Origin of the sequence: Allobosea sp. TND4EK4 (genome assembly GCF_900156025.1) — a bacterium.
Taxonomy (GTDB): Bacteria; Pseudomonadota; Alphaproteobacteria; order Rhizobiales; family Beijerinckiaceae; genus Allobosea.
Genome location: NZ_FTMO01000024.1, coordinates 16,580 through 42,426 on the forward strand (window position 1 = coordinate 16,580; position 25,847 = coordinate 42,426).

The 25,847-nt window shown below is 65.8% G+C and carries 21 protein-coding genes and 2 tRNA genes; 15 read left to right on the forward strand and 8 right to left on the reverse strand.

Going from position 1 to position 25,847, the window contains the following annotated elements:
• Positions 1-8 precede the first annotated feature (8 nt).
• From BW981_RS20155 to BW981_RS20170, 4 genes are all read right to left on the reverse strand, one after another.
• On the reverse strand, positions 9-305 hold the full coding sequence (locus BW981_RS20155) for a hypothetical protein (RefSeq protein WP_076442475.1): 297 nt from the start codon (positions 303-305) through the stop codon (positions 9-11).
• 12 nt (positions 306-317) lie between these two features.
• On the reverse strand, positions 318-1,724 hold the full coding sequence (locus BW981_RS20160; RefSeq protein WP_139333868.1) for a hypothetical protein: 1,407 nt from the start codon (positions 1,722-1,724) through the stop codon (positions 318-320).
• Positions 1,725-2,354: 630 nt separating this feature from the next.
• The gene (locus tag BW981_RS20165) at positions 2,355-3,884 is read right to left on the reverse strand and encodes a UvrD-helicase domain-containing protein (RefSeq protein ID WP_076442479.1); all 1,530 of its coding nucleotides are present in this window, start codon (positions 3,882-3,884) and stop codon (positions 2,355-2,357) included.
• Positions 3,877-5,556 (reverse strand): ATP-dependent nuclease, encoded by a 1,680-nt coding sequence (locus BW981_RS20170; RefSeq protein WP_083712526.1) that lies wholly within the window; start codon positions 5,554-5,556, stop codon positions 3,877-3,879. Before BW981_RS20170 ends, BW981_RS20165 begins: the two co-directional genes overlap by 8 nt.
• 324 nt (positions 5,557-5,880) lie before the next feature.
• Here BW981_RS20170 and qatA point away from each other — a divergent pair, with 324 nt between their 5' ends.
• The 11 genes from qatA to BW981_RS20225 all read left to right on the forward strand — a co-directional run bounded on the left by qatA (position 5,881) and on the right by BW981_RS20225 (position 18,531).
• On the forward strand, positions 5,881-7,839 hold the full coding sequence (gene qatA / locus BW981_RS20175; protein WP_076442483.1) for a Qat anti-phage system ATPase QatA: 1,959 nt from the start codon (positions 5,881-5,883) through the stop codon (positions 7,837-7,839).
• Between the two features lie 271 nt (positions 7,840-8,110).
• Positions 8,111-8,710, forward strand: a complete 600-nt coding sequence (qatB, locus tag BW981_RS20180) for a Qat anti-phage system associated protein QatB (protein ID WP_210188711.1) — start codon at positions 8,111-8,113, stop codon at positions 8,708-8,710.
• Complete coding sequence (gene qatC, locus BW981_RS20185) at positions 8,707-10,080, forward strand: Qat anti-phage system QueC-like protein QatC (protein ID WP_076442487.1); 1,374 nt, start codon at positions 8,707-8,709, stop codon at positions 10,078-10,080. Before qatB ends, qatC begins: the two co-directional genes overlap by 4 nt.
• A complete protein-coding gene (gene qatD, locus BW981_RS20190; protein WP_076442489.1) occupies positions 10,077-10,847 on the forward strand; it encodes a Qat anti-phage system TatD family nuclease QatD in 771 nt (256 codons plus the stop codon). Before qatC ends, qatD begins: the two co-directional genes overlap by 4 nt.
• Positions 10,848-11,072: 225 nt before the next feature.
• Positions 11,073-11,531, forward strand: coding sequence for a hypothetical protein (locus BW981_RS20195; protein ID WP_076442491.1), 459 nt, complete (start codon positions 11,073-11,075; stop codon positions 11,529-11,531).
• A gap of 11 nt (positions 11,532-11,542) precedes the next feature.
• Positions 11,543-12,949, forward strand: coding sequence for a hypothetical protein (locus BW981_RS20200; RefSeq protein ID WP_076442493.1), 1,407 nt, complete (start codon positions 11,543-11,545; stop codon positions 12,947-12,949).
• Between the two features lie 120 nt (positions 12,950-13,069).
• On the forward strand, positions 13,070-14,071 hold the full coding sequence (locus BW981_RS20205) for a hypothetical protein (RefSeq protein ID WP_076442495.1): 1,002 nt from the start codon (positions 13,070-13,072) through the stop codon (positions 14,069-14,071).
• Positions 14,072-14,190: 119 nt separating this feature from the next.
• The gene (locus BW981_RS20210) at positions 14,191-15,189 is read left to right on the forward strand and encodes a hypothetical protein (protein ID WP_076442497.1); all 999 of its coding nucleotides are present in this window, start codon (positions 14,191-14,193) and stop codon (positions 15,187-15,189) included.
• Positions 15,190-15,318: 129 nt separating this feature from the next.
• Complete coding sequence (locus BW981_RS20215) at positions 15,319-16,263, forward strand: hypothetical protein (protein ID WP_076442499.1); 945 nt, start codon at positions 15,319-15,321, stop codon at positions 16,261-16,263.
• A gap of 119 nt (positions 16,264-16,382) precedes the next feature.
• Positions 16,383-17,627, forward strand: coding sequence for an AAA family ATPase (locus tag BW981_RS22380; protein WP_175624183.1), 1,245 nt, complete (start codon positions 16,383-16,385; stop codon positions 17,625-17,627).
• Between the two features lie 190 nt (positions 17,628-17,817).
• The gene (locus tag BW981_RS20225; RefSeq protein WP_139333869.1) at positions 17,818-18,531 is read left to right on the forward strand and encodes a hypothetical protein; all 714 of its coding nucleotides are present in this window, start codon (positions 17,818-17,820) and stop codon (positions 18,529-18,531) included.
• 52 nt (positions 18,532-18,583) lie between these two features.
• On the opposite strand, the gene BW981_RS20230 is transcribed toward BW981_RS20225, so the two are convergent.
• A complete protein-coding gene (locus tag BW981_RS20230) occupies positions 18,584-20,599 on the reverse strand; it encodes a DUF6538 domain-containing protein (protein WP_139333870.1) in 2,016 nt (671 codons plus the stop codon).
• Between the two features lie 109 nt (positions 20,600-20,708).
• Positions 20,709-20,783: transfer RNA gene (locus BW981_RS20235), tRNA-Gln, on the reverse strand.
• Between the two features lie 198 nt (positions 20,784-20,981).
• Between BW981_RS20235 and BW981_RS20240 the strand changes: the two genes are divergently transcribed.
• Both BW981_RS20240 and BW981_RS23650 read left to right on the forward strand, forming a co-directional pair.
• Positions 20,982-21,058 (forward strand) — tRNA-Pro (locus BW981_RS20240).
• Between the two features lie 437 nt (positions 21,059-21,495).
• Complete coding sequence (locus BW981_RS23650) at positions 21,496-21,627, forward strand: hypothetical protein (protein WP_280174210.1); 132 nt, start codon at positions 21,496-21,498, stop codon at positions 21,625-21,627.
• A 94-nt stretch (positions 21,628-21,721) separates the two neighbouring features.
• On the opposite strand, the gene BW981_RS20245 is transcribed toward BW981_RS23650, so the two are convergent.
• Complete coding sequence (locus BW981_RS20245) at positions 21,722-22,345, reverse strand: biotin transporter BioY (protein ID WP_244560402.1); 624 nt, start codon at positions 22,343-22,345, stop codon at positions 21,722-21,724.
• A 112-nt stretch (positions 22,346-22,457) separates the two neighbouring features.
• Between BW981_RS20245 and BW981_RS20250 the strand changes: the two genes are divergently transcribed.
• Positions 22,458-23,372: an MBL fold metallo-hydrolase gene (locus tag BW981_RS20250; protein WP_076442507.1), complete on the forward strand. Its 915-nt coding sequence runs from the start codon at positions 22,458-22,460 to the stop codon at positions 23,370-23,372.
• A gap of 62 nt (positions 23,373-23,434) precedes the next feature.
• On the opposite strand, the gene BW981_RS20255 is transcribed toward BW981_RS20250, so the two are convergent.
• Positions 23,435-24,211 carry a DUF1499 domain-containing protein gene (locus BW981_RS20255; RefSeq protein WP_076442509.1) on the reverse strand — a complete coding sequence of 259 codons (777 nt, stop codon included), beginning with the start codon at positions 24,209-24,211 and terminating at the stop codon, positions 23,435-23,437.
• Between the two features lie 176 nt (positions 24,212-24,387).
• Here BW981_RS20255 and BW981_RS20260 point away from each other — a divergent pair.
• On the forward strand, positions 24,388-25,847 hold a 1,460-nt coding region (locus BW981_RS20260), incomplete at its 3' end, for a HAMP domain-containing protein (RefSeq protein WP_076442511.1).

Consider the following 25,847-nt stretch of genomic DNA (forward strand, 5'->3'; position numbering starts at 1 on the left):
CCCCAAGGTCAAAGGTCCTTTTCGGACTCGTAACCGAGCGCCGCCACCGCCCGCCCCTTTGCCCCGAAAACTATGGCATCCATCCCCTCTCGGTGTGCCAACTTTTCGGCGTCGCTAAGCACCTGATGTTCGAGGAGCGCGGCGGCTGCGCCTGCAGCAGAGCGGACCGCCCCCAGGGCGAAAGTCATCGCCTCACCATATTCGCATCCCGACACGGCCATTCGGGTCATCGCCGTCGAGTGCAGCAATGTCGTGAGCTGGGCATGTTCAAACGGCACACGCCAGTCGTCGGCTTTTTCACTCATTGATATCTCCTGTCAGATTTCAAGTTCAGTTTCGGTACGCTTTCGCCGGATACGCGAAGGGCGAGCGGCCTTAGCAGCCTCTCGAGCCCTCTCGGCGACGTGCAGCAGCGCTGGATACTGCGCCGCTAGCGTCGGCGAGCTCTGAAGCTTCCAATGAAGTTCATTGATCGCACTTTGAGCTGCCATCAGGCGCTCAGCCGCAGTGACGAGGTGCTGTTCCTCGACGTCGAGGAGCCCTTGCCGGTCCATCTGCTCGCGGCGACGCTGCTCGTCCTTCATCAAACGGAGCTCCGCAGCCCGCTTTTCCAGCGCGATGGATCGCTGAAGCTCTGATTCTCGTTCCTCAAGTTGCCGAGCGCGATGCGCAATCTCCGCATTGTCGGTCGCTCGACGCGCGTCCAAGAAGCGTTCAGCCTTAAGCAGCCGGGACTCTCGGTCACTCAACTTGGAGTGCTCAGCCTTCAAGGCGAGGAAGCGACCATCCAGACGGTGTTCGTCGTCGTTGACTTTCTTCCGCGCCGTCGTGATCTCGGCGAGGTTCGCTTGGAGGATCATCGAAGAGGCCAGCTCCGCCTCCGCAAGCCGCCGCTCGCGCTTCGTCAACTCCTCCTGCCATTTACGTGACTGGTCGTCCTTTTCCGTCAGTTCGGCCTGCCATTCCAAAACACCCCTCTGGTGACTGGCCGCCGTGAGCCTCATGCCGTCCATCTGGGCCTGCTCTTGATCAAGCTGGGCTCGAAGCTGCCGGAAGGCCGGCGTGCTCAGATGAATGGAGCCGGTTTCCCGTTGAGGAACACCTCGGCGCACTCGGGGATCGAGGTGCTTGGCGGCATGATTGGCCCACAAGGTCTGCAGCGCGGAATACGAGTGCTTCGCGTGTGCCTTTTTCGAAACCGCCTCCAGCATCTTGCGGATCGATATTTCGTCGGGAGCTTCGCCACGGCTGCCGTCTTTTCGAAGGCGCGGTGTTCGTGGAAATACCGGGGACGCCAGAATGTCGACAACGGAGGAACCTTCCTCGTCGAGATCCATGCGCGCAGCGAAAACCCCTCCGATCTCCTGCCGTGCCCAGTTGACGACCTCGGCGAAAAGCTTCTGGTTTCGTGGGTTGGCAGGATCATGAACGTCGCCTCCCTCCTCGACGTAGCTTTTGGTGACGGATACCAGCAGGTGAATGCCCAGCGCTGCGCCTTTGCGCTCACGCGCTCCTAGCGCCCCTTTGAGCGCTTGAAAGGCTGCGACGTAGTCCAACGGCCGGCCATCGAGGTTCGACCAAGACAATGCCGTGCCAGATATTGCGCCCACCCTCGTCACCGCAGTTGGAGAGGTTCGCTTGGCATGTGTCTCCTGGCTTTGGAGATAACCGATCGTCTCGATCGGGTTCGCACGAACGCACCCAAAAATAATTGAGGCGGTCATGGTCGCCTCGATCCGGACGGCAGGGTCCTCAAGGCTTCCGGCATGCCGGATTCAGACAGTGAGAAGCTCAGAGTTTGGCGAAGATAATCGCCAAACTCACTAGCGCTTATCTCACCGGCGGTGAGACCGCTCCGCTTAAGCGCTGCGTTCGCTCTCCGAGGGGGGGTGGGCTTATGGAGCCCGACGCGACCCTGGGGTGCGCGCTGACGCTGTCGGTATCCTCCACGAATAGTCTCGTACGAGGTCGAGGACCGGGGCGGCAATGCGACCTGAGCCGGCACCGGCCGATCAGGAATGAATGCGCTCCAGTATTCTTCCGTTGCCATGACAGCCTCCGCGATCAGCCACAATCGGGACGCAGCTCGCCCGATAAATGATGATGATTTGCTGGAGGGCTGGGCGGATCAAAAACCGACAACCAAAATCCTTGTGGCGCAACGCCGGCCGGCCGGTCAAGTGAAAATGTGGCACGCTTACGTATCGTTAGCCTTCCACAAGCCCTTACTACCCTTTACGGAAAAAGGGGGCGGTCCTCAGGCGGTTCGCGCCACTTGCTGACGTTGGCGCTCTGCCATGAAGCGGCCGTTCGCATCGTACAACGAACGAAGTGCGCTCGAAACCATCGAGGGCCTATGCCAAGCGAAATAGCGGGCTGGGTTTGTCGTGGGACACCACCACGGTCAGCCGCCGCTTCGCCCGGCTGAGGGCGACGTAGAGCTTGCATCGCGCGTAGTCGGTGTCGCCGAACTGATCCTGATCGCCCGCGATCAGGACGGCGTTGTCGCACTCCAATCCCTTGGCCTTGTGGATCGTGCTGAGCGAGCGGCTGGGCGGCGCCGGCAAGGCGTGAGAGCGCCGACGCGCAATCTCGGCGAAGCCCTCATCCGGACAGGTGAAGGCCTTTAGACGTATGGCGTCCCGCAGTTCACCGCGATGCACGATCTTGATGTCGCCAAAGCCGTCGGCCTTGGCTTCGATCAGATCGTGAAGCTCACCCAACGCTCCGGCGACGCCGTGATGGCTAGGCTCATCGAGGATGTGGCGCGCGATCCGCTGAATATGCGCCGGCTTTCCACGCGCCGGACGCGCGCAGCCCTCCCGGACCTCCTTTACCAAGCGATCGCCATGGCTGCTCGGCGAGAAGCCGACGCCGATGGCCCCCGCGAAAGTCAGCACGCTCTGGGCAAGCGCCACGGGCTGCCCGGACTGTTCGCGGGTGGTGCGCACAAGATCGGCGAGTGCAGATCGCGTATGTCCCTCCCAGATCGGAATGCGGCGGTCCCAGAACGCGCTCAGTCCCCTCACACGGTCGTTGCTGGCGGCTAGCACCATCACCTCTTTCGCCGCCGCCGCATCGATGGGGCGGCGATCATCGCGACAGACCTGATAGGCGGTGCGTACCTGGGCGACGTTGGTGGCGCGCAGAACGATCAAGCCGGCGGCGGCTGACTGGACCAGGGAGATAGGGCGCCTTGCCTTCAGGTCCGCACGCGCATCGAGTACCCAGCGACCGAGCTCCGGCGAGCCTTTCTCCCAGCGATGCGGATGATCGAGCACGTCAAAGGCGCTGGCGGCCTTCAACCCCTCCCAGCGGCTCAGTGCGGCCGCCATGGCTGTGTTGGATTTTGAGCCGCTTACGAAGATCGCCTGGAGCGGATCGCCGAAGATCCGTAGCCGGGCGCCGCCGGCGCGCAGGGCCATGATTACGCGATGCTGGGCTGGGCTGGCATCCTGATGCTCGTCGCAAATCACCAGCGGATATCGCCGCGCCAGCGCCTCACGAACGATCGGATGACGCTCCATGTAGCCGGCGACCTTGATCGCCATGATGTCGAAGCCCTCGCCGTCATTTTGATAGGCCCAGGTGGATAGGTTGTCCGGCAAGCCGAGCGCCCGTCGATAGACCGTTGCGACCTGGATGACCAAGGAGTCGATTGTTCGAATATCGACTCGGGACGACAGGCCGCGCGTGCGGTTGGCGAAGACCCCACAGGCACCATGAGTGTGGGTGAGGATCAGCACCCGGCCCTGCGGCAGCGCCTGCGAGGCCTCGCGCGCGTACGCCGCGCCCTGGAAGGTCTTTCCGCAGCCGGCCGGCGCCTCGATCACCACCAGCGGCTCGGCGGACCTCAGCAGGGCGGCGACCGAAGCGTCAGACATGATTGAGGTGCTCAACAGCGGGCCTGTCGACCGATGTCAGAATGGCGTTGAGGAGCGGCAGGACGCTGCCCTCAAGCTTTGGCCAAACGTCGTCCGCCAAAGCGTACCCGGCGAGCTCGTCACCGCCGGCAATCGACTTGAACCACGCTCGACCGTGCGCCTTCCAATCGTTCCGCTTGCCCTCGGGCGAACCATCGGGCTTGCCGGTGGCGGCCTCGATGATGAGGGCCCTGAGGGAGCTCTTCAGAGCCACGAGTTTCGCCTCTATGGCTGGCAGGGACTTGTCCTCAAGGCCTAAGCGATCCGCCAGGGTGCGCAGCCGCTCGCCGTTCGAGCCGCCCTCGGCGTCCTTCAAAAACTCCTGCAGCCGCTCCTCCGGCAGATGTCTGAGCACCGCCTCCTCGGTGCAGCCGCCCTCCCACCGGAGCAAGCGCGCGCCCATGGCGGCCTTCACCACGCCCCACCGACCGCCTTGTACGCCCTCATCGTCGGCGAGGGCCGCAAACTTCAGTCCCGTCATTCCAATCGCCTCCAGCAGGGCGAGCATTTGGGCGTTGCCTTGCCCGTTGCAGACGCGGACGCCGCAATCGAGCGGATCGCCCTTGAAGGCCAACCGCAGAAGCCGCCTTAGGAAGCCGATTTCTGTGGGGCCCTCGGCGATGACCGCTAGCTTGGCGAGGAAGGTTTCCGGATCGCGCTGTTGCTGCGGCGCGATTTTCTCCCGATTGAGCCCGCCAATCGCGCCGGCGGCGTCGAGATACCAGAGATCGGCGTGAGCGGAGCATTGAATGGCGATGGGGCTGTGCGTGGTGACGAACGATTGGCCGAAGGTCGACTTCAGAATGCCGATCAGCTGCCGCAGCCGGTAGGGCTCGAGGCCGCGCTCTACCTCGTCGATGACGGTGACGGAGTTGTCGGCCTGGGTGGACGCCGCGATCTCCAGCGCCGCCATCCGCCTAGTCCCGGCACCCCAACTGGTCATAGGCAGCGCCACGCCGTCGCGATCGGCCAGCAGTCCAATCAGCGCGCCTATCGAGAGGCCTTGGCTCGAGGTTAGACCCAGCTTCACGCCTGATGGCAGCGACGCTGCCTTCAGGCGCTGATCGAGCGCTTCAAGCGCCTTGACGCCGGCGTCACCGACCGCGCCGGAGAAGTCCTGTTCAGCGACCTTCTTGGCGATTCGTGCCTTAATCGCCGGATCGGCCAACAATCGGTCGAGGGCTGAGCCGAAAACCAGGCGCAGGTCGCGATCATTGCGGTCGTCGGCGCTCAGCCGGATCAGTCCGATCTTCTTGCGAAAGGCCGCCGACAGCGCGATCGTGCTCTCGTCTGGCTGGATGATCTCCCACACCAACTCTAGGTCGGCCGTGCCACGCACACGCAGGCGATAGACCGGGTGCTTGGCTTCCGGGACGTCGCCATCCTGCGGATCGCCGGGCATCACCGCATCAGCGCCGTTCCAATCCCAGGGCATCAACTGGACTGAGAAGTTGTTGGGATCGACGCTAAGGGGCAGCGAAACGATGCCTTCGATGGAGAATTCGTCGGTGTTTTCGCGCCGCCAATAATCGGCCTCTGAGATCGTCGCCGCATTTGAGGCACTCAAAAGCAGTCCCACCGCATCGAGGATGGTGGTCTTGCCGACGTCTCCGCCGCCGAGGATCAGGTTCATGGTCGCGCCGGGCCGCCAATCCAGACTTTCGATGCCTCGAAATCTTCGGATCGACAGCTTCCGGATGATCGCGTGGTTTTGCTCTTTCAGTTGTTTCGAGCCTCCCCTTGTGACGAGATGCTACCACAACCTTTACGCGCTTCGCATCTGGGTGCCACAACACCGACCGCTCAGAGCAAGTGATAACATGGCGGACGACCGTCGAGCCCTCAGGAGGCGGAATCAGGCAGTGTCATTGAGGCGCCCGTCGCGGATCGTTGAGCCGAGGCAACGTTGATGCGGCGGCAGAGTGGTGCCGTTTGAGTCGTGCATGTGGGGACGAAGATGTTTCTGAACGATCATGAGACGGCGACGGATCTCCTCTACTTTGAGGCGATCGCGAAGACGGTGGTCAGACTTATCCGCCAGACACCTGACGTGCCGATAACGATCGGCGTGCACGGCGACTGGGGTGCGGGTAAGTCCAGTGTTCTGAAAATGACCGAAACGGCCTTTGCCGACGATGACCGCATCCTCTGCCTCTGGTTCAACGGGTGGACTTTCGAGGGCTTCGAAGACGCGAAGACCATTGTCATCGAGACCATCGTTGATGAGCTACGTCGTGCCCGTCCCACCTCGGCGAAGGTCGCGGACGCGGCAAAGAAGGTCCTCGAGCGGGTCGACTGGCTCAAGATGGCCCGCAAGGCCGGCGGATTCGCGTTCACCGCGGCAACGGGCATCCCGACCGTCGATCAGATGAAGGACCTTTACAGTCTTGCCACGTCGATCCTCGCCAAACCTCAGGACCACATCTCCATCGAAGATCTGAAGGGGGTCGCCGAAAAGGCCGGTGAGTTCGTGAAGGACGCGCCCGAAGAGAGGGCCCATCTGCCCGAACATATCCACGCCTTCCGCAAGGAGTTTAAGGAGCTGCTCGACGCCGCCGATATCGACCAGCTGGTGGTCATCGTCGACGATCTCGACCGCTGTCTCCCGAAGACGGCCATCGCCACACTCGAAGCGATCCGGCTCTTTCTCTTCGTAGAGCGCACGGCCTTCGTCGTCGGCGCCGACGAGCTGATGATCGAATATGCGGTGCGGGAACACTTTCCCGACCTGCCGCGGAGCTCGGGTCCGCTCAGCTATGCGCGCAACTATCTCGAGAAGCTCATCCAGGTCCCGTTCCGCATCCCTGCGCTCGGCGTCGCCGAGACGCGGGTCTATGTCACGCTGCTCCTCGCCGAGAACGCTCTGGGCCGAACCGACGACAGGTTCAAGAAATTGCTCGCCGCGGCACGGGAGGATATGCGCCGGCCCTGGAAGAGCCGAGGGCTCGACCGAAAAACCGTCGAGACGGCGATGGGCGGGACTGTGCCGGCCGAGGTCGGCCAAGCCCTCACGCTCGCCGCTCATGTGACCAAGATCCTCAGTGAGGGCACGCGGGGCAATCCGCGGCAGATCAAGCGGTTCCTGAACTCGCTGATGCTGCGTCACGCCATCGCCGAAGAGCGCGGCTTCGGCGGCGACGTCCAGCGTCCCGTGCTCGCCAAGATCATGCTGGCGGAACGCTTCTATCCCGACTTCTACGAACAAATCGCCCGTCTCGCGGCGGCCGATCCAGACGGCAAGGTCGAAGCATTGGGGCGGTTCGAGGATCACGTCCGCGCGCCGGCGGTTTCAGACGATGACGACGATCCGAAGCCGACCGCGAGAGCAAACTCGAAGCCCGTCCCCGCCAAGCCACCCGCCCTCCCCACCGAGGCTGAAGAATGGGCGAAGAACGACTGGATCAAGGGCTGGGCCGCGATAGATCCCCTCCTGAAGGACGTCGACCTGCGCCCCTATGTCTTCGTCACCCGAGACAAGCGTGGCGCGCTCGGCGGGCTCGTGGCCGCGAGCCATCTCGAAGGTCTGGTCGAGCGGCTCATGGGCCCTCGGATGCTGGCCCGGGGCGCCGTCGGCGAGGTCGCCAAGCTAACCGGCCCGGAGCCGGAGGAGGTCTTTGACGCGATCCGCGGCCGGATTCTGCAGGAGGACAACTTCATCAAGCTGCCGGACGGCGTCCAGGGCTTAGTGGTCTTGGTCGAAGCGCATCTCGCGCTCCAGCGGCGACTGCTCGAGTTCCTGCGCGAGCTCCCGGTCGCCAAGCTCGGGGCCTGGGCGGTGTCGAGCTGGGGGACGGCCTTCACCGACGCGGCCGCCAAGGAGGAATTCGCGCAGATCACCGCCGGCTGGGCGGAGCAGTCGGACAACGCCGTCTTACAGGTCGCGTCCAAGGGCGTGGCGAAAATGAAGCGGAGCTGAGGGGATGGGAACGTCGAAGGCTTATGGCGGCGCCGGTTCGGGCCTCGTCCCCTCCTGGGTCGACGACCCATCACCCGGCGTCGCGCCCGGCCCCGCGCCTGCACCGCCGCCGGGGGGCGGCGCGCCCCATCCGGGCCCGGGTCAGGCCTCGCCCCCGCCATCCCGGACGCCGCCGCGACCGGACACCTCGGGTGCAGGTTCGTTCCAGGGCGCCCGCGGCGCGTTCTCCCGATTTGCCAAGACCGGCAGCCGCAGCGCCCTCGGCAGCGCGATGTCCAGCTATGTGCGCAGCGGGACCGGCGGCGCCCGTCGCGCCGCCCGCCGCATGGGTGCATCACGCGCGGCGGGCGCGCGCCTTCTCGGTGTGGTCCGCGACGTCCAACGCCTGGGCGCGGCCGAGACGCTGCGGCAGCTCAACCTGACCGGTCTGGCCGGTCGCCCTGCCGCCGACGTTTTCCTCGCGATACTCGAGTTCGTCTGCCCACCCGGCGGTGCGGTCGACGAAGCGATCGCGCGCCAGGCCATGCTCGAGACGATCGGCGATCTCGCCGAGGCCGGTGTCGGCGACTTCGACGCGATGACGCCCGACCAGATGCAGGAGTTCTTTCTCGACTTCGTCGCCCGCTCGATCGAGGGCCGCGTCATGGCCGATCTCGGCGCCCGGGGCGTGACGCTGCCGTCCGATGTCGCCACCGTCGAGGCAGCGCAGCAGCAGCTCCACGACTTCGTCACCGGCTGTACCCAGAGTGAACTCTCCGGTCGCTTAGACGGCATCGAACGGCTGGGCGACCGCGACGTCGAGCACGTGGTCAACGAGATCTACGAGGCCGCCTTCGAGCTTGTGGCCGCCGCCGGGGAGGCCGAACAATGAATCATCACAGCCTCGTCTGCCGCCTCGGCGCCGACGATACCTCAACCGTCAAACCGTCGCGGTCCGACAGCAAGCTCACCGAGGTGTCGTTTGTCGACGGCTACCACCGCCTCGGCTATGGTCTCGGCCAGGCGCTCGACCAGCTCCGCGAGCTCGGCCTCCGTCCCTCAGAGCGCACGGTCGACCTGGCGCTCCTCGCCGCGGCGCTGACGGCGGCGGACACTCGGATATCCCGATCGAGCGAGTCGCAGAACGCCTGGACGCGCGAGGTCGACCTCTGCATTCCCGTCGCGGAGCCAAAGCTGTGGGAGAGCCTGGCGCCGCTGATCGTCACGACCCTCAACTTCCTGACCGGGGATCGCTGGGGCGTGCGGTTCCGGGCGCGACCGAAAGGGCTCGCGGCCCTCGCGCTGGCCCCAACGAAGCTCCGGACTGCCACCGCCGACTCGGTCTGCCTCTTCTCGGGCGGCCTCGACAGCTTCATCGGCGCGATCGACCTCCTCGCAGACGGCAAGGCGCCGATGCTCGTCAGCCATTACTGGGACGGGATCACAAGCACACATCAGACCTACTGCGCGGGCGTCATCGCCAAGCGCTTCCCTAAGCAGTGCTTCCACCACCTGCGCGCCCGCGTCGGCTTCCCCAACGATCTTGTCGAGGGTTCGGCAGGCGAGAATACCCTTCGCGGCCGCTCGTTCCTGTTCTTCGCGCTCGCCACCTTGGCGGCCGATGCGCTCGGCGGCGACATGACCGTCCATGTCCCCGAGAACGGCCTGATCTCGCTGAACGTCCCGCTCGATCCGACCCGGCTCGGCGCGCTCAGCACCCGCACGACCCACCCCTTCTACATGGCCCGTTTTGACGACATCCTGGCGGGCCTCGGCCTGCCTATCCGTCTGAAGAACCGCTACCGCTTCCGGACCAAGGGCATGATGGCGAAGGATTGCGCGGACGGGACGTTGCTGAAGAAGGAGGCGCGACATACCATGTCGTGCTCCTCACCGGCCAAGGCGCGTTGGGCCAAGGACGAGGACGCCCGCCAGCCCAAGCATTGCGGCCACTGCGTGCCCTGCTTGATCCGCCGAGCCGCGATGCTGGAGGGTTTGGGCGGCGACGACACGCCCTATCAGCTCACTGATCTACGGGCGAAGATTCTCGACAGCGCCAAGGCCGAGGGCGCCCATGTTCGCGGTTTCCAAATCGCGCTGTCGCGGCTCGCCAGGAAGCCGGCTCGCGCGAAACTCGATATTCACCGGCCCGGCCCGTTGACCGATCACCCGAACGATCTCGCCGCCTACGAGAAGGCCTATGTTGACGGGCTGCATGAGGTCGGACGGCTGCTGAAGGGCGTGCGGGCCAAGCCGCGATGACGCTTAGCCAACCCGCGCGCCCGCGCCTCGTCGACTTCCACTGTCACCTCGACCTCTATCCAGACCACGCCGCGCTAATTCGCGAATGTGACAGCGAAGCCGTGGCGACGCTCGCCGTCACCACTACCCCGAAGGCGTGGCCGCGCAACCGTGATCTGGCGAGGACGTCGACTCATGTTCGGGTCGCGCTCGGCCTGCATCCGCAGCTGGTCGCCGAACGCGAGGCCGAGCTGCCGCTGTTCGAGCGGTATCTGTCCGAAGCGCGCTATGTCGGCGAGGTCGGGCTCGACGCTGGCCCCCGCTTCTATCGCAGCTTCGAAGCCCAGGAGCGCGTGTTCGCCCGCGTGCTCGCCGCCTGCGCCGAACAGGGCGATAAGATCCTGACGCTCCACAGCGTCCGGGCCGTCGGCAAGGTGCTCGGTCATCTCGAGCGCGCCCTGCCCCCCGATCGGGGACGCGTCATCCTGCACTGGTTCACGGGAACCGCCGCGGAGGCGCGCAGGGCCTCCGAACGCGGCTGCTACTTCTCGATCAATTCGGAGATGCTCCGCTCGCCCAAACACCGCCAGCTCGTCGCTGGCCTACCCCTCGATCGCCTGCTGACCGAGACCGATGGCCCCTTCGTCGAGGTAGGCGGCCGACCGGTTCGGCCATCGGCGGTGGCGCAGACCGTCGCGGACTTGGCCAAGCTTCGGGGCGAACCAGTCGACGCAATGGCCAGCCTGATCGTGGCCAACCTTCGCGTGCTCGTGGCGCCAGTGACCTAAGGGAAAATGATCATCTCCGCGTTGAGATCGGCCGTTTTGCCCAACCCTGGCGCCCCACAAGCGGACGCCCCTAATGTCGGGAATGGGCCAGAGGTTCGCATTGGCCGCCCCGCGTTGAGCGGCAAAGCACGAAAAAGAATGATCATCGGGACCCATGGTTGGGAACCCCCGCGAACTAAGGCCGACGAGCCGTTCCGGGTCCTGCGAGCCCGAACGGATACTGAAATGAAGAAGGTGAATGAAGGCGGCGACACCGCCTGGGATGCGGCGCGCCCGAGCGAGGCGCACCTCTCGCGCTACCATCGCAGCTACAAAATGACGACGGACCACCCGGAGCGGTTCTATCGGCTCTGGCAGGAGGCGATGGCGCATGCGCTGCTGCTCGAGCAGCAAGGCGATCGGACCTACCCCCTGCATGCCGGCTTGACCGCCATGCAAATGGCGGAGGGCGCTCGGTCTCACGCGCGCTTCTTCGCCTTCATGCTGGCGGAGGCTCCAGCGCAGGAGGTGGCCCATCTCGAGACCAAGATCGCAGTCCACACGGACATGGCGTCGGACCCCGATGAGATCCGCCGCTCCCGCACCGCCTGGATGGTGGAGGCCGCGCTGCAGCAGGATGCCCGTGATCTCGGGATCACCCTGACCAAGACCCCCACCGCGCCTGGCGGCGAGAGCTGGCACTGAGGGACGCCGCCATGAGCTACATCTTCATGGACTTCGAGGCCAGCGGGCTGACACCAGCCTGGAACGTCCCGCTCCAGGCCGCCTATGTGGAGACCGACGGCGATCTCCGCCCTCTGCGCGAGACCGTGCTGCGTGGGCGGCTGCCCGCCCATGTGGTGCCTGCGCCTGACGCGCTGGTCGTCACGGGCCTCGATCCAGATCGTATCGAGGCCGCTCCGCTGTCGCAACTCGAGCTGATGCAGGCGATCGCCCGTATCCTCAACGCCGCGTCGCCCACCACCATCCTGGGCTACAGCAACCTCGCGTACGACGAGGAATTGCAGCGCCACAGCTCCTTCCAGACGCTGCATCCGCCTTACGCGACCTCGATGCCGGGCTTCAAGCGGGCCGACGTGCTGATCATGCTGCGCGCGGTGGCGATGCTAGCACCCGAGGTAATCACCATCCCGGTGACGCCTGAAGGCAAGCCGACAATGCGGTTGGGGCCGGTCTGCCGTGCCAACGGCATCACCTTTGCCGAGGCGGACGCTCATGACGCGCTGAACGACGTCCACGCCACGATCGCGCTGTTCAGGCTTCTGCACGAACGCGCGCCGACCATCATCACGGCGATGATGGCCAACGCCCATAAGAGCGGCCCCGCGGGACTGCTCGCAGGCCCGGCACCGGTCGGACTCGGCCTGTTCAACCGCATGATGCCGGCCGGCGGGATCATGCCTGTGCCAGGCAATGCGTCGTCCTGGGCGGTCGCCGATCTGACGGTCGATCCAGCCTATCTTGACGCCACGCCCGAACAGCTCGGTGAGCTTCTGTTCGCCAGGGGCGAGCGCCCGCTCCGACTGGTCAAGACCAATGCCCAACCGATCCTGCTGCACTGGGGGATGGCGGCTCCCGACGCACAGGGCGAGATCCCCTCGGCCGGCCATTGCCAAGCCCGTCTGGCCCGGATCCGGGGTCATGCGCGCTTCCGCGACAACCTCGCGATCGCGCTGTCAGGTCGCTTCACCGGTAAGGAGCCGAGCCCGTGGCCGGATGCCGCCCTGTACAGCGGCGGCTTCATCAGCCGGGAGGACGCGATCACCTCGCGGCGCTGGCACGAAGTTGCGTGGGATCAGCGGGTGCGGCTCGGCCGCGAGCTTCTTGGCGACGTCAGGCTGAAAGCCTTCGCCAATCGCTGGGCGTGGCTGGAATCGCCCGAGGAGCTCTCCGTTGCCGAGCGCGAGAAGGGAGCGGCCTGGTTTGCCCACCGCCTCGACACGCTGGAGGATGTGCCCTGGCTGACGCGCCCAGCCGCCCTGCAGCGCATCGCTGCCCTGAAGGCCGTTGCCGGTCCGGCTGAGCCGGACCGGTTGCGGCAGCTCGACGCCATCCAACGCTGGATTGCCGGGCGCGGCCGGACGTTTTCGCAAGCCGCGTGAACCAGGGCACCATGGCCGACATCAGGAAGGCGCTCCGGAACAGGAGCGCCTTTGTCGATTTCCGAGAAAGCGGAGGTGAAGCGCAGCCAATGGGGCTGTGACCCATAGGAATCGACGACCATGACGAACAACAACCAGGACAGGAGCATCACGCCGATGGCGACCGGTGAAGAGGGCGGCGGTGATCACCCGCTCGGGCCTATCCGCGACCCGCTCGCCGACGCTACTGAAGGCCTCGGCAACGACCCCTCGTTGGGCGAGCTGATCGCGGTGCGCGATCACGCACCCGATCTCAAGATCGTCGCGCGCGAGGCGAAGCGCTGCAACGACGAGGCGCAGCGACTGCCTTACGGCCTCGAACAGACCAACGAAGATCGTATGGCGCAGGTCGGGCTGCAGATCGTCGGCTTGAGCTGCGCCGCCATCGTGGCGATCTGGCCGACCGACACGGTCGAGGACGCCGACGCCAAGCGGGCGCTCGCCCGGGAGACGCAGCCGCACTATGGCGAAACTGACTTCGAGGTCGCGCCGATGCTCTCAGTCGAGGATGCAATTCGCATCAGGCTGCACCGCGCTGCCTTCGACGTCGGTGCGCTCGTGGTGCCTCCGGGCCCGGCTGTGCCGGCGCACTCCGACCGGGGTCTCGCGACCTGGCCGCTGTCGCGGTTCGATCTCGTCGATGCGGTGCCGCTGACGGGGGGCCTGGCGACGCTGGATGCGCGCGGCATCGCCCGGTGGGGCGCCTTCGTCGAGGCGTATCCCGACCTGACCGCGCTGGTCCACCGCTTCAGCACCATGATCACCATCGCCGATCGCCTCACGGTGATCGCCAATCGCAACGAGCGCGACAGCGCGCCGATGCGCCGGGCCGTGGAGGGCGCGCGCATTCTCGGCTATCTCGCCGCGGCGCGGGCGGCAATCTGGCCGGCGATGCTCCACTCGGCCGATGCGCAGGCCAAGCTCAGGCTCGTCGCGCTGATCAACGATCGCGCCTGCCGGCACGATCCGCTGCATCAGCAGGCAGCGATCCGGCATCTCGTCAGCGAAGCCAACTGGATCGCCAAGCGCTTCCGGTTCGGCGGCACGCTAGAGCTCGAGCCGTCGTGGATCCCGATTGCGTAGCGGTATCGCCAGAGCGACAGGACAGGACGATGGCGCCCCTGTGGGGGCGCCATCAGCGATTTCAGGACCGGAGGGAGAGTGCGGCCGGATGGTCGCGACCCACGAGAAAAGAGTTCAACATGAGCAAGAATGACCAGGGCGGGCGCTCGCTTAGCCCACGCACCGGTGGCCCGGTGGATGAGCCCGGCGACCGGACGCTGCGCGACCCGATCGCGATGGCGGTCGAGATCATCAGTGGCGAGGATCCGAGCATCGCGGAGCTGGTGGCCTTCCGCCGCCAGCCAATCGACCTGAAGGCGGCGGCGCGCAACGCCAAGAGCCTTTCAAACGAGGAGTTCCGGTTAAGCCTCTCGAAAGAGCTCGGCGACCGCGACTACGACTTCGCCTGCGCCGGGCTTAAGATCATGAGCCTGAGCCTGGTTGCGCTGACCGCGATCTGGCCGGCCGACGACCTCGAGGGGGCCGAGGCCAAACTGGCGCTCGCCGAGCAGACCGGCGCACTGCACCATCGCCGCGACAAGACCTACGTCTCGACGATCGACGCGACGCTGGCGCGCCGCATCCGCTGGAAGCGGGCGGCCTTCGCCGTACCCGAGCTGATGCTGCCACCGGCCCCGAGCGCGCCGCAGGGCGACAGCCGGGGACTGTCGGCCTGGCCGCTTGAGCGCTGGGACCTCACGCAGGGGCTTGAACTGCGTGGAGGCCCGCCGGCCTACGCTCATACCCAGGTCACCGCCTGGGTCGCCTTCGCGAAGGCCGCGCCAGACCTCGACAATCTCCTGCAGCGCGCCCGCAAGATGTTCGAGACCTGCGACCGGCTGATCGCGCTGGCCCAGCGCGGGCCGGAGAATGCGAGCGAGCTGATGGTCGCAGCCGATGCCGCGCGCATCGCCGGCTATCTGGCGGCGGCGCAGGTCATGATCTGGCCGGTTCACGACCGCGCCGCGCTGGCGATCAAGAAAGAGATCGTCGCGTTGATCAATCTGCGCGGCGAGATCGGCGATCCCGTCCACATGCAGGCGGCGGTGCGCCACGTCACGGCCGACGCGGCATGGGTCAAATCCCTGCCTGCGGACGCTCGTGATCGGCTCAACTTCGATTGGTCCGAGCTGGTTTAGCAGCCCAGCCGCACGAGAAATGACAGCGAGGGCAGCGCCTGCAACGGCGCTGCCCTTTTTGATTGGGGAAGACGGAGGAACAGCGACTGCCAGGAGCAGATCACCCCCATGGAATTAAGGCCAAGCAACATGAACACCACCAACCGCAGCGACCTGCTCAGCAGCATCGTCCTCGACACCACGCAGCATCAGATCACCGACGACCTTCTCGCGCTCGAGGCCCGGTTCCGACAGGCGGAGACCGAGATCGAGACGCTCGCCAACTGGCGCAACGCGCTTCCGGATCTGCTTCCGATCAGGGGCTGCGCGCAGGCCAATGCCGACCAGGTTCGCCGGCTGATCAAGGGTCTCGCCCGCGAGCCCGAGCTGGTCGATGACTGGATCGACGTGGCCAATGCGCTGACGGTCCTCGTCAACGCCGCGAACCTCTCCCTCCTGCTTCTGCCGCCTCGCAGCATCGACGACGCCTGGGCCGGCAGAAACTTCGGCTTCCATCTGCTTCGCCATACCAAGCGCCATGGCGATGGCGAGGAACTCTCGCTGGCGCGCCGCGCGACCAGCGCGCTGAAGCCCGAGCCCAGCGAGCAGGACCTGCCAAGCGACGCCGCCGGCATCCGCACGATGATCGAGACGATGGCTCGCCGGGCGAGCGCGCTGCAGCCGAAGCCGCTCGCGGCCACGCCTGGTGGCACGCCGGCCGTTCATCCGCTTGAGCACGCCGCCAGCCTGAAGGCCTTCTTCGCGAAGCGGCAGGACCTCATGCGCTGGTACAAAGCTGCCTGCCAGCTGCTGCACAACACCGAAGGCTTCGCCACGAGCGGGCTGCCGGCGAGGGTCGTCGAGGATGCGACCGAAGGTGCCATCATCCTCAGCTACGCGCGCCTGCTGCGGGTCGCGCTCTGGCCCGCCCGCGATCAGCGCGATGTCGAGGCAAAGCTCGCGGCCCGCGATCTCGTGCGGGTCCGAACGACCGACCCTGAGCGGCTCGGAGCCCTCTTCGAGATCGCCCTCGAGCAGGGTGAAATGGTCGCCGGACAGTCGACGCGGTTCCTCAACATCGAACCGGCCGGCTGACGGCCTCCCACCGATCCTCAATGAATGCTGGGAAGGCGTGCCGTGCGTGGCGCGCCTTTCGTCATGATGGAACGGGGGTGAAGGGGCGGACTGGCCGACCCCGAGGAATAATTCACACCATGACCGACCTGAACGACGATCAGCGGGCAAAAACACCAGAAAATGGGGAGAAGGCCGCGCCTCGTGACCGTGCGCGCGGACGGGCGGCCCGCCAAAGTCCCTACAGCCGGGCCGATCTCGGCGACACCACTCCAATTGAGACCAGCCTGGATGTCTCTGAGCCGACAGTGGACGGCGCAAGCGCTGTACGTGAGCAAGTTGACGTCGATTCCCCAGCGATTGCGGTCTTCGATCGCGCGGCGGCCTTGCGGCAGCTAAAGCTGGCGACGGCGACCGATGATGCACTCGGTGAATACGACGTGCCGGTATCGGGGGCGGCATCGAGCGAAGAACAGACACGGATCGAGCGGCTCAGGGCCCTGGTGACGCAACATGTCCATCGGCCACTGGTCGTCGGTGACGCCGCAATGCGCAACCGTGTCAGTCAGTTGCGCTTCGAATGTCCCGCTTTCGCTGGGGTCGCGTCCATCATCGAGCGTTCCGTCACGCTCTCGATGGCAACGGCAACAGGCCTCTCGTTTCCCCCGATCGTGCTTATTGGCCCTCCCGGCGTCGGTAAGACACACTTCGAGCGCCGCCTCACGGCCGCTTTGGACTGCGAAACCTACACCTTCAGCTGCGCGACCAATTCCGATGCTCAGGCGTTGATCGCCGGCCATCCGCCAACTTGGCGCGGCGCGAGGATGGGCGTCCTCACGGAGGCAATGCTGGGTGGCGAAACCGCCAACCCGGTGATCATCCTCGATGAGGTCGACAAGTTCGTCACACATGTGAGCGAGAGGCCGTTCAATTCGCTGCTGACCCTTCTGGAGCCCGAGAACGCGTCAGGCCTCGTTGATGAATATCTGAGGGTCTCGTTCGACCTCTCGCGCTGCCTGATCATCGCGACAGCGAACGATCTCGACGCACTTCCTCGGTTCATTCAGGACCGTTTTCTCGTCATCGAGATCGCCCCTCCGGACGGTAAGATGCTGCGGGAAATCGCGCAGCGCATCGCTGCCGAGATCATCGCCAATCACCGGCAGGTCTTCGCGCCGGTGGACGACGCGGTCATCGGGCGACTGGCACAGGCCAACCCGCGGCACATTCGGCGGCTCATGGTCCTCGCGCTCGGCTTCGCCGCAGCCCAAGGGCGGCGCCACCTAGACGTGGCCGATGTCGCTGCTGCCGAGGCCTGCATGACCCCAGTCTTCGCTTCCCGGCCAATCGGCTTTCTCGGTGCACATCACCGTGTACTCGATTGAACGACCGGCATCTCTCCCAACCCGTGATCCCGAAACGACCCTCATTGCCATGACCCAAAGCGTTCGTACCCCATCCGCCCCAAACCCTCGGCGGCTCACTCCCCGGCGTCTCAAGGACCCATTCTCGCCCGCTGCCGTTCGCGAGTGGGCGCCAACTCAGTGGCCAGAAATCGGAGGGCCCTCACTCAGCTTGGAGCCTGACAAGCGCTTCAAAAGCGCGGCCTTCCGGCAGCTCTATCGTCCCGGTGAACGGATCGCCGTCTATGTTCCCGGATGTCGGGGCTTGCGCGTGGCCGTGGGGCAGGCTCTGCACATCGGCGCCTGGAAGATTTCGACGTCCCAGATCGAAGCTCGTGGTATCGAGCCTCGCTTGCAGGCGCTCGGGCGTGACCGCTACGCCGCCTGCTATCGGCGAGCTGGCCGGATTGTCGAAGATGAGGGCTTCGACGAATGGGTCCTATCGACCCTGCCGCCGGAGTTGGTCGTCTCGCCAAGCGCGCCGATCGTCCTGCATGGACGCGGTATAGAGGTCATCCTCCCCACCACACTCAGTGCGGTGACCTTCGACCGTTCACTTCGACACGCGCTCGCCGACGCCGAAATGGGAAGCTGGGCCTCTTCCCCGGCCGGTCTCGAGCATTGCGCCTGGTTCGGCCTGTCTCCTTCGCGTTTCCGGCGCCTGACCAGATACGACATGTGTGGATCGGCCCGTCTCTCGAAGGCGGAGGAGATCTACCTCTTCAAGCCGCACCTACAGGCGCAGCGCCTCGTGCGCGTCATTGAAAACGTGGTCCTCGCGCACGTCCTGCCCGGGCCCCTACCACATCGGAAGCCCCGCGCTCGACCAGCCTACTCGCCGCCGGCGACCGGATCATCAGCGGTGAAGGCGCAGCTTGTGATGTAGCAAGCCGTGCCGACGGCGGTTCGTGGGCCGGCGGTCTGCCACTCGCCGTCGGCTAAATGACTTCAGTCATCCCGCTCGACTTCTTCCGAGATTTTCGCGCCCAAGGGGCGTCTTGCCGCTCCGCGACCCAGGGGACAATCCGGATCGGCTGAGGGGCGATCATCGATGTCAGGATGGGGATCTTTTGCATGTCCTCAGCCTGCGTCTGGAGGCGGAACGCGTTGGCATAGCGCTCAGTCGTCTCCGTCTTGCCTCCGTGACCCATCATGTCCGCTCGCATTTCATCGGACACGCGTTGCTGCTTGAGTTCGTCATTGAACGCATGGCGCAACGGGTGAGCGGTCCGGCCTGGCAGCTTGGCCTTGGACCACTCGTCGTAATAGCGATCGCCCAACGGGCTTCTGCTGCTCGGAGAGCGAAGCTCCGGGAAAAGGAGATCGTAGCCGAGATCCCTGATCCGCTGACTATATTCGATCAGTCCGAGACGCTGCAGCTCGGGGTGGAGTGGCAGAAATCGCCGCGACTGCGGGTTCTTGAGCCGACGGACATCGTTATCCAGTACCCGAATGTGGGCGATGTGGTCTCCGGACTTGGTGACCGTCATGATGTCCGCGACCATCAGCCCGCAGAACTCTTCCCGTCGCATGCCCTGGTAATAGGCAAACAGGGGGCCGAAATAAGCGGCCCTGTGGTAGATGTCATTCCCCTGCTCAAACGGCGCATCCCAGCTCCGACAGCCCTGATAGACGGGCTGCTGGAATAGCGGCTCGATCATGGTCTGATCTGGAATGGGGCGTTCATCGCGCGCGCGTCCACTGCCTTTCGGCTTGAAATTAGCGAATTTGAGGTTTTCAGCGATCTTGGCTCCCTTGAGCCTAGCCTGGGCCAGAAGCTGATCGAGAAATGTGTAGTGGCGCTCGAGGGTTCCGGTCGCGAGACCGCGTAAGGCAGCCGGCAGGCCCGCTGCCTTGCGCTTCAGTTCAGCGATCGACGCTTCCAGATCCGATGGCGACTTTCCATACGACTTGCCGATGGTGTGCAACAGGAATTGATCGAAGGCATAAAGGTGCGACTGCTCGAGATGGCGCAGATCGTTAACAGAACATTCCTCTCTCACAAAGCGGTCGAACAGGCTGCAGATTGAGAGGAACTGGCTTTTCGTTTTCGCCGTCCACTCGCCCCTTTTCTCCTTGTCCCGGGCGAGCGCTTCGGCGAGGTCCATCACTGGGACGGCCTTCGTTCTGCCGGCATCCTCTGCAGCAGGAGATGAAACGATCGACGGGCCAAAGTACTCGCCGAGATGCTGGACTGCGGTCGCTCGAGAGATGGACGTTCCCCTCTGGCCGACTCCGTTTTCGGGTTTCCTCGCCGGCTCCGTGACCGACCATGCGATCGAAGGCGGAGCGGCTTGCGCTTCCTGCACAAGCGCTCCGAAGTCGAACTCGGGAGTTTCCGCGGGCAGTATCTTGAACGCGGCCTCGCTTTGGGCGCGGGCATAAAGCCGTTCAGCCCTCATAATATTGTCAGAGGTCGGCTCAGCTCCGACTTCCGCCAGGATTTTGGCGATCGCTTGCCACATATGGGACAGGCGCTCGGCGGAGCAGTGCCAGCGGACAGCATCGACAACCGTGGCGAGGTCGGCTGGAGAAACGCCGGCCGAAGCCATGGCCAAGCGGTCTTCCTCGCGGACTTCCGCGGGCGTCCCCTGTTCGGCGATGATCTTGAATGTCCAACCTTGGATGACGGAAAGCGTGCGATCGCTGTCGAGGCCGCTGGGCCCCCCACTTATGCCGGCGGCCCGCCGAATGATTTCCTCATGGGTCGCGAACGCGCGCCTGAAGAAGTCCTTCAGCTGCTCCTTGGTGACCCAGTGGACGGAGGACGAGACCAGCATCTTTTCGACAGCCGCATCGAGTTGCGCTGCCAGATAACGCGCAGGTTTTAGTTCCCGGGTCCTTAAACTGACCACGACGCAGCGCTGCTTCAGCCGCTCCGCCAGGAAATCTGGCAAACGCCGCCGCCAGTAATAGACGGCTCCGCGCCGCTCGAGATGGGTTGCAACCGCCACGCGTCAGCCTCATGTGCCAGACCTGCGTGCCACACCCTTGTGTACCAACTGGTGGAAGCCTACTCAGCTGGCCCAATAGAGCGAACAAAATCAGCGACTTGAGAGAGGCTGGCTGGGGCGGGAGGATTCGAACCTCCGCATGGCGGTACCAAAAACCGCTGCCTTACCGCTTGGCGACGCCCCACCGTGGCGCGCCTTCTAGACCGGCAGCCCGGCCTGTGCAACCGCGCCGCGGATGGCGTCCGCGATTTTGGAGGCGAGCGGCCCAAGGGCGGCCAGGCGGGATATGGGCTCGAAAATCAGATCGAGAAATCCGGGACGGAATGCAAACAGCCTGTTGCGCAGGGCGCGGCTGCTGGCTATAAGCCGGCCACCAGTTGATCGGAGTGTGGCTCAGCCTGGTAGAGCACCTCGTTCGGGACGAGGGGGTCGCAGGTTCAAATCCTGCCACTCCGACCAAAATTTCCCGAGACTGCGCTTTTGCGCCAGAAGGCCGAGACAGCCGGAGGCATGCGTTGCCCCGTGGCGCGCGCCGGGACCGGGACGCGTCAGAGCCGGCCCCGCGAACAGATCCGTGTCACCGGCCGGCGATGGCGCCGCATCGTTCAATGCGGGCCTGTTTCGCCGCCGCTATGGCCGCGGTGTTTGAGCCATGTCACACAGCCGTTGGATGGCACGGCTATTGTATGGTCTCCCAACAGGAGACCCACATGATCCGCCAATGCCCCTACGATGCGAAGCTCACCCTCGCATTGGTCGCCCTCTCGGCGGCGAGCATCCTGGGCTGGCTGGCGACGGGCGGCTTCTGAGACGGGCGGCCTCGGCCGCGGCAGTTCCAGCCGGGGCGAAAGCGGACTAGACTGCCGCTCCTTCTGCCCTTGAAAGCGGTCCCGCCGATGAAGCGCCTCACCCTCCTCGTCTCGATCCTGGCCCTGGGCATGGCCCTGTCCGGATGCGACAAATGCGGCGACTTCCCGCCGCTCTTCGGCACCACGAGCTGCGGCGGCAGCCAGCCGGCGAAGTCCTGAGCGCCCTGCGGCTCCGCCGACACCAACGTCAAGATCAAACAAAAAAGGCCGGGTCGCAGGACCCGGCCTTTCGACTGGCGGAAGGGTGCCGGTCTCAGCCGCGGCGGCCGAGCAAGGACCAGCCGGCGCCGGCGAGGCAGGCAGCGAGCGAAACCTTGAGCGCCTCGCCCAGCAGGAAGGGCTGCACGCCATAGGCGAAGGCCTTGGCGAAACCGACGCCCATCGCTCCGCCCGCCATCTGCGCGCCGAAGGCGAGCCAGAGGCAGCCGACGCTCATCAGCACGGCATCGGCCAGGATCAGGCCGCCAGCCAGCCGCAGCTTCGAGGCGCCGCGCTCGGCGGCCCAGCCGGCGATGGCCGCCGCCAGCACGAAGCCGGCGAGGAAGCCGCCGGTGGGACCGACGAGATAGAGCGGGCCGGCGGCGACCGGCGGGGTATTGGTGAACACCGGCAGGCCGGCGAGGCCATAGGCGATGTAAAGCGCGATCGTCGCCACGCCCAGGCGCGCGCCATAGGCGGCGCCGATCGCCAGCACGGCCAGCGTCTGCAGCGTCATCGGCACCGGCCAGAACGGCACCTTGATCTTGGCGGCGGCCACCATCAGCAGGCTGCCGGCGACGGCGAGCGCGACATTGCGCAGAACGGCGGAACGCGGCCGGACGGCCGGGAAGATTTCGCCGGCGAGGGTCGAAGTCTGCAAAGGAAGCATGTCGGCCATGGGCAGGTCCTGTCTTGCGAAAGGCCGCGCGAGGCGGCTCCGTCCCGTCTATAGGAAAAGCCGCGGCCGCGACAAGCGCGGCCCGGCACGTGGCGGCGCCAGAGGATCGAGGATGGACGAGGAGATCGTGTTCGAGCGGGACGCCACGACGCCGGCCGGCGAGGTCGCGCAGCTGTCGCCGCTCGTGCGCCGCGTCATCGCCGGCAATGGCGGGCCGATGACCTTCACCGGCACCTGCACCTATATCGTCGGGCGCGGCACCGTCGCGGTGATCGACCCCGGCCCCGCCGATCCTGCCCATATCGCATGCCTGCTCGCGGCCCTGCGCGGCGAAACCGTGAGCCATATCGTGGTGACGCACACGCACCGCGACCATTCGCCGGCGGTTCCGGCACTGCAGGCCGCCACCGGCGCAAGGGTCGTCGGCTGCGGGCCGCATCGCCCGTCCCGCAAGCTCGGGCCGGGCGAGGGGCGCGTGCTGGACGCTGCCGCGGATGTCGCGTTCCGGCCGGACGAGCAGATGCAAGACGGCGACACCATCGCCGGCCCCGGCTGGAGCCTCGCCGCCGTCGAGACGCCCGGCCACACCGCCAATCACCTCGCCTTTACGCTCGCGGAGGAGGAAACCCTGTTCTCCGGCGACCATGTCATGGCCTGGTCGACCTCGGTCATCGCCCCGCCGGACGGCGCGATGGCGGCCTATATGGCCTCGATCGAGAAGCTGCGCGGCATGGCGCACAACCGCTACTGGCCCGGCCATGGCGGGCCGGTGAGCGAACCGCAGCGCTTCCTGCGCGGCCTCGTCCAGCACCGCCGCCAGCGCGAGGCGGCCATCCTGAACCGCCTCGCCGCCGGAGACGACACCATCGCCGCGATGGTGCCGGCGATCTATCAGGGCCTCGCCCCGGCGCTTCATGGCGCTGCGGCGCTGTCCGTGCTGGCGCAGCTCGAAGACCTCGTCCTGCGCGGCGAGGTGCTCGCGAGCGATCCGGTGCCGGGGCTCACAAGCCGGTATCGTATCGTCTGAACCGGGCCGCATCGTCGCGGACTCTGTCTTGGCATGGAAGCGCCCCTGCCCGGTTCGCCGATCTAGCGGCTCTCCAACAGCGTCTCCACCTCCGCGGCAAAATCGGCGATCCGTGCCGCGTTGGCCCCCAGATCATGGCCGCCGAGGCGCGAGGCCGAGCGGATATCGATGCGGCTGCCTTCGGGGCGGGCCCGGATGCGGATCGTGATGTCCTCGGCAAAACGCAGAAGCCGCCCGCGCGCGACCGCCTCGATCCGCCCTGCCCCGTCTCGCCTGGCGGGCTTCGACGCCTCCAGCACCTGCCAGCCCAGCGTGCCCGCCGCCTTGCGCGCAAGGTCGAACGCGCCCTGGGCAGGAATGTCGAGAAGGATCGGGAGCGCTTTCGGATAGGACCGCCGCTGAACGCGCCGCTGCTCGGCCGGAACATCGGGCGGGAGGCGACCATCGCGGGCTGCCAGCGCCGTTGGCGACCGGCTGAATTCAGGCGGATCGGCGATATCGGTCGATAGGTCCGCCAGCGCCGGCCGCGTCGCCGCCAGGAAGCCGATATAGCCCGCCGGTGCCAGCAGAAGGAGGCAGATCAGAGTGGCCCCCGCAGCCATGCCGGCGCCCTGGTAGCCATGCCGCCAGATGCCGACGAAGGCGACGCCTGCCAGCAGGAGCGACGCCAGCACGAACACATAGGACGCGGCGATCGGCGCCAGCCCTTCAAGGCTCGGCTCGCGCAGGCGGACCAGCAACAGCGACAGCGCCAGCACCGCGACCGCGAACCAGGCGAGCCGCCGGCTCCACAGCGCGGCCCGCGAGAGGGGATCCTCGAAGACGAGACGACGATGCATGCTTTCAGGTGCGCGCGAAACCGGACGAAGCACAAGTAGTATTCGGCGGCGGAACGAAGTGAACCACCGTGGCGGCATTTGCTAAAATTTTAACGAGTAAGGCGCAAACTGCGTGACAGCGTGGCAATGTCTTGACGTCACGACCAGTCGCACCACCAGCACATTCGGGGCCGCTCGTGAAATTCTTCCCCGCCTCCATCCAGCGCTATCTGGTCGCCACCATGGCCTGCCTCTGCCTGCCGGGGCTCGGCGCACTGAGCTACATGGCCTATCAGTCGGGTTCCGATGTGACGACCTATATGCGCCTGCAGAACCTCGTCCAGGCGGACCGAGCGCTTCTGCTGGCCGGGAACGTGATCCGCAACAACCGCGGACAGGTCCAGACGATGATTCTCACGCTCGACGATCCGACGCCTGCGATCCGCAAGATCGAGGAAGCCAGCAAGACGGAAATCGCGCACGCGATGACCCGTCTTAAGGAAACGGACCTGTCGAACCGGGCGTCGCTCGTGGAGGCGGTGCGGAAGCTGGAGGAGGATACCCGGCAGAAGCTGGCCCCGATCTACGCCGAGGCGGCGAAGCCCAAGGCTCAGCGCAGCCTGGCCGTCACCATGCCCTGGTACAATGCAGTCGGCGACATCGTCGAGCAGGCCATTCTCAAGGCATCGGACGCAACCTCGACCGCCGCCCGCATGGCCGATCCGAACCTCGCCGATCTGCAGGCTTTCAAGGCGGCCGGCTGGGACGTGCGGGTCAATTACGGCTCGCAGTGCTCTGTCCTGCGGCCGGCCATCTCCTCGGGCAAGGCGCTCGATGCCCCACTGCTCAGGGCGGTGGGTGAATTGCGCGGGGTCTCGAATGCGGGGCTGAAGGAACTCGCCCAGCTCGGGGCTCGGCCAGGTGTCGGGAGCGAGCTCGTCCGCAAGATCGGCGTCATGACATCCGAAGTCGTCGCCGCCAACGCGCAGCTCGACGGGCTGATCGACAAGCTCGGGGGCGGAACGGGTGCAGTGATTCCCCCGGCCGAGTTCACCAAGCTCTGCAACGGGCCGTTCCAGTCGATCATTGCCGCAGTCACGCAGTCGCTCGACGACATGGTCGCGGTCACCGAGGAGAAGCTCTCCAGCGCCTGGCTGCGCCTTGGCGTGATCGCTGCCCTTCTCCTCGCTCTGCTCGCGGTTTCCGTGGCGAGCTGGCGCGGTGTCCAGCGCCGCGTGGCGCGCCCGCTGATCGGGCTCAAGACCGCGCTCGACGGCATGCAGCAGGGCGACTTCGCCCAGGCCATTCCCGCCGCGCCGTCGCCGGACGAGATCGGCGCGCTGAGCGGCGCGCTGGAGATTTATCGCGAGAATGCGCTGGCGCTCGAAAACAACCGCCGCGACCGCGAGCTGGCGATGTTGGCCGACGCCGAGCAGGCGCAGAAGGTGCAGGGACTCCTCAGCGAGGTTTCCACCATCGTGGCCTCGGCCCGGAACGGCGACTTCTCCGGCCATGCCCGCACCGGCGACATGCAGGGCCCGCTCAAGGAACTGGTCGAGGGCATCAACGAGATCAACGCGGTTGTGGATTCGGCGACGACGGAGTTTGCCGGGGCGCTTCAGGCGATTGCGGGCGGGGACCTGACGAGCCGGGTTGA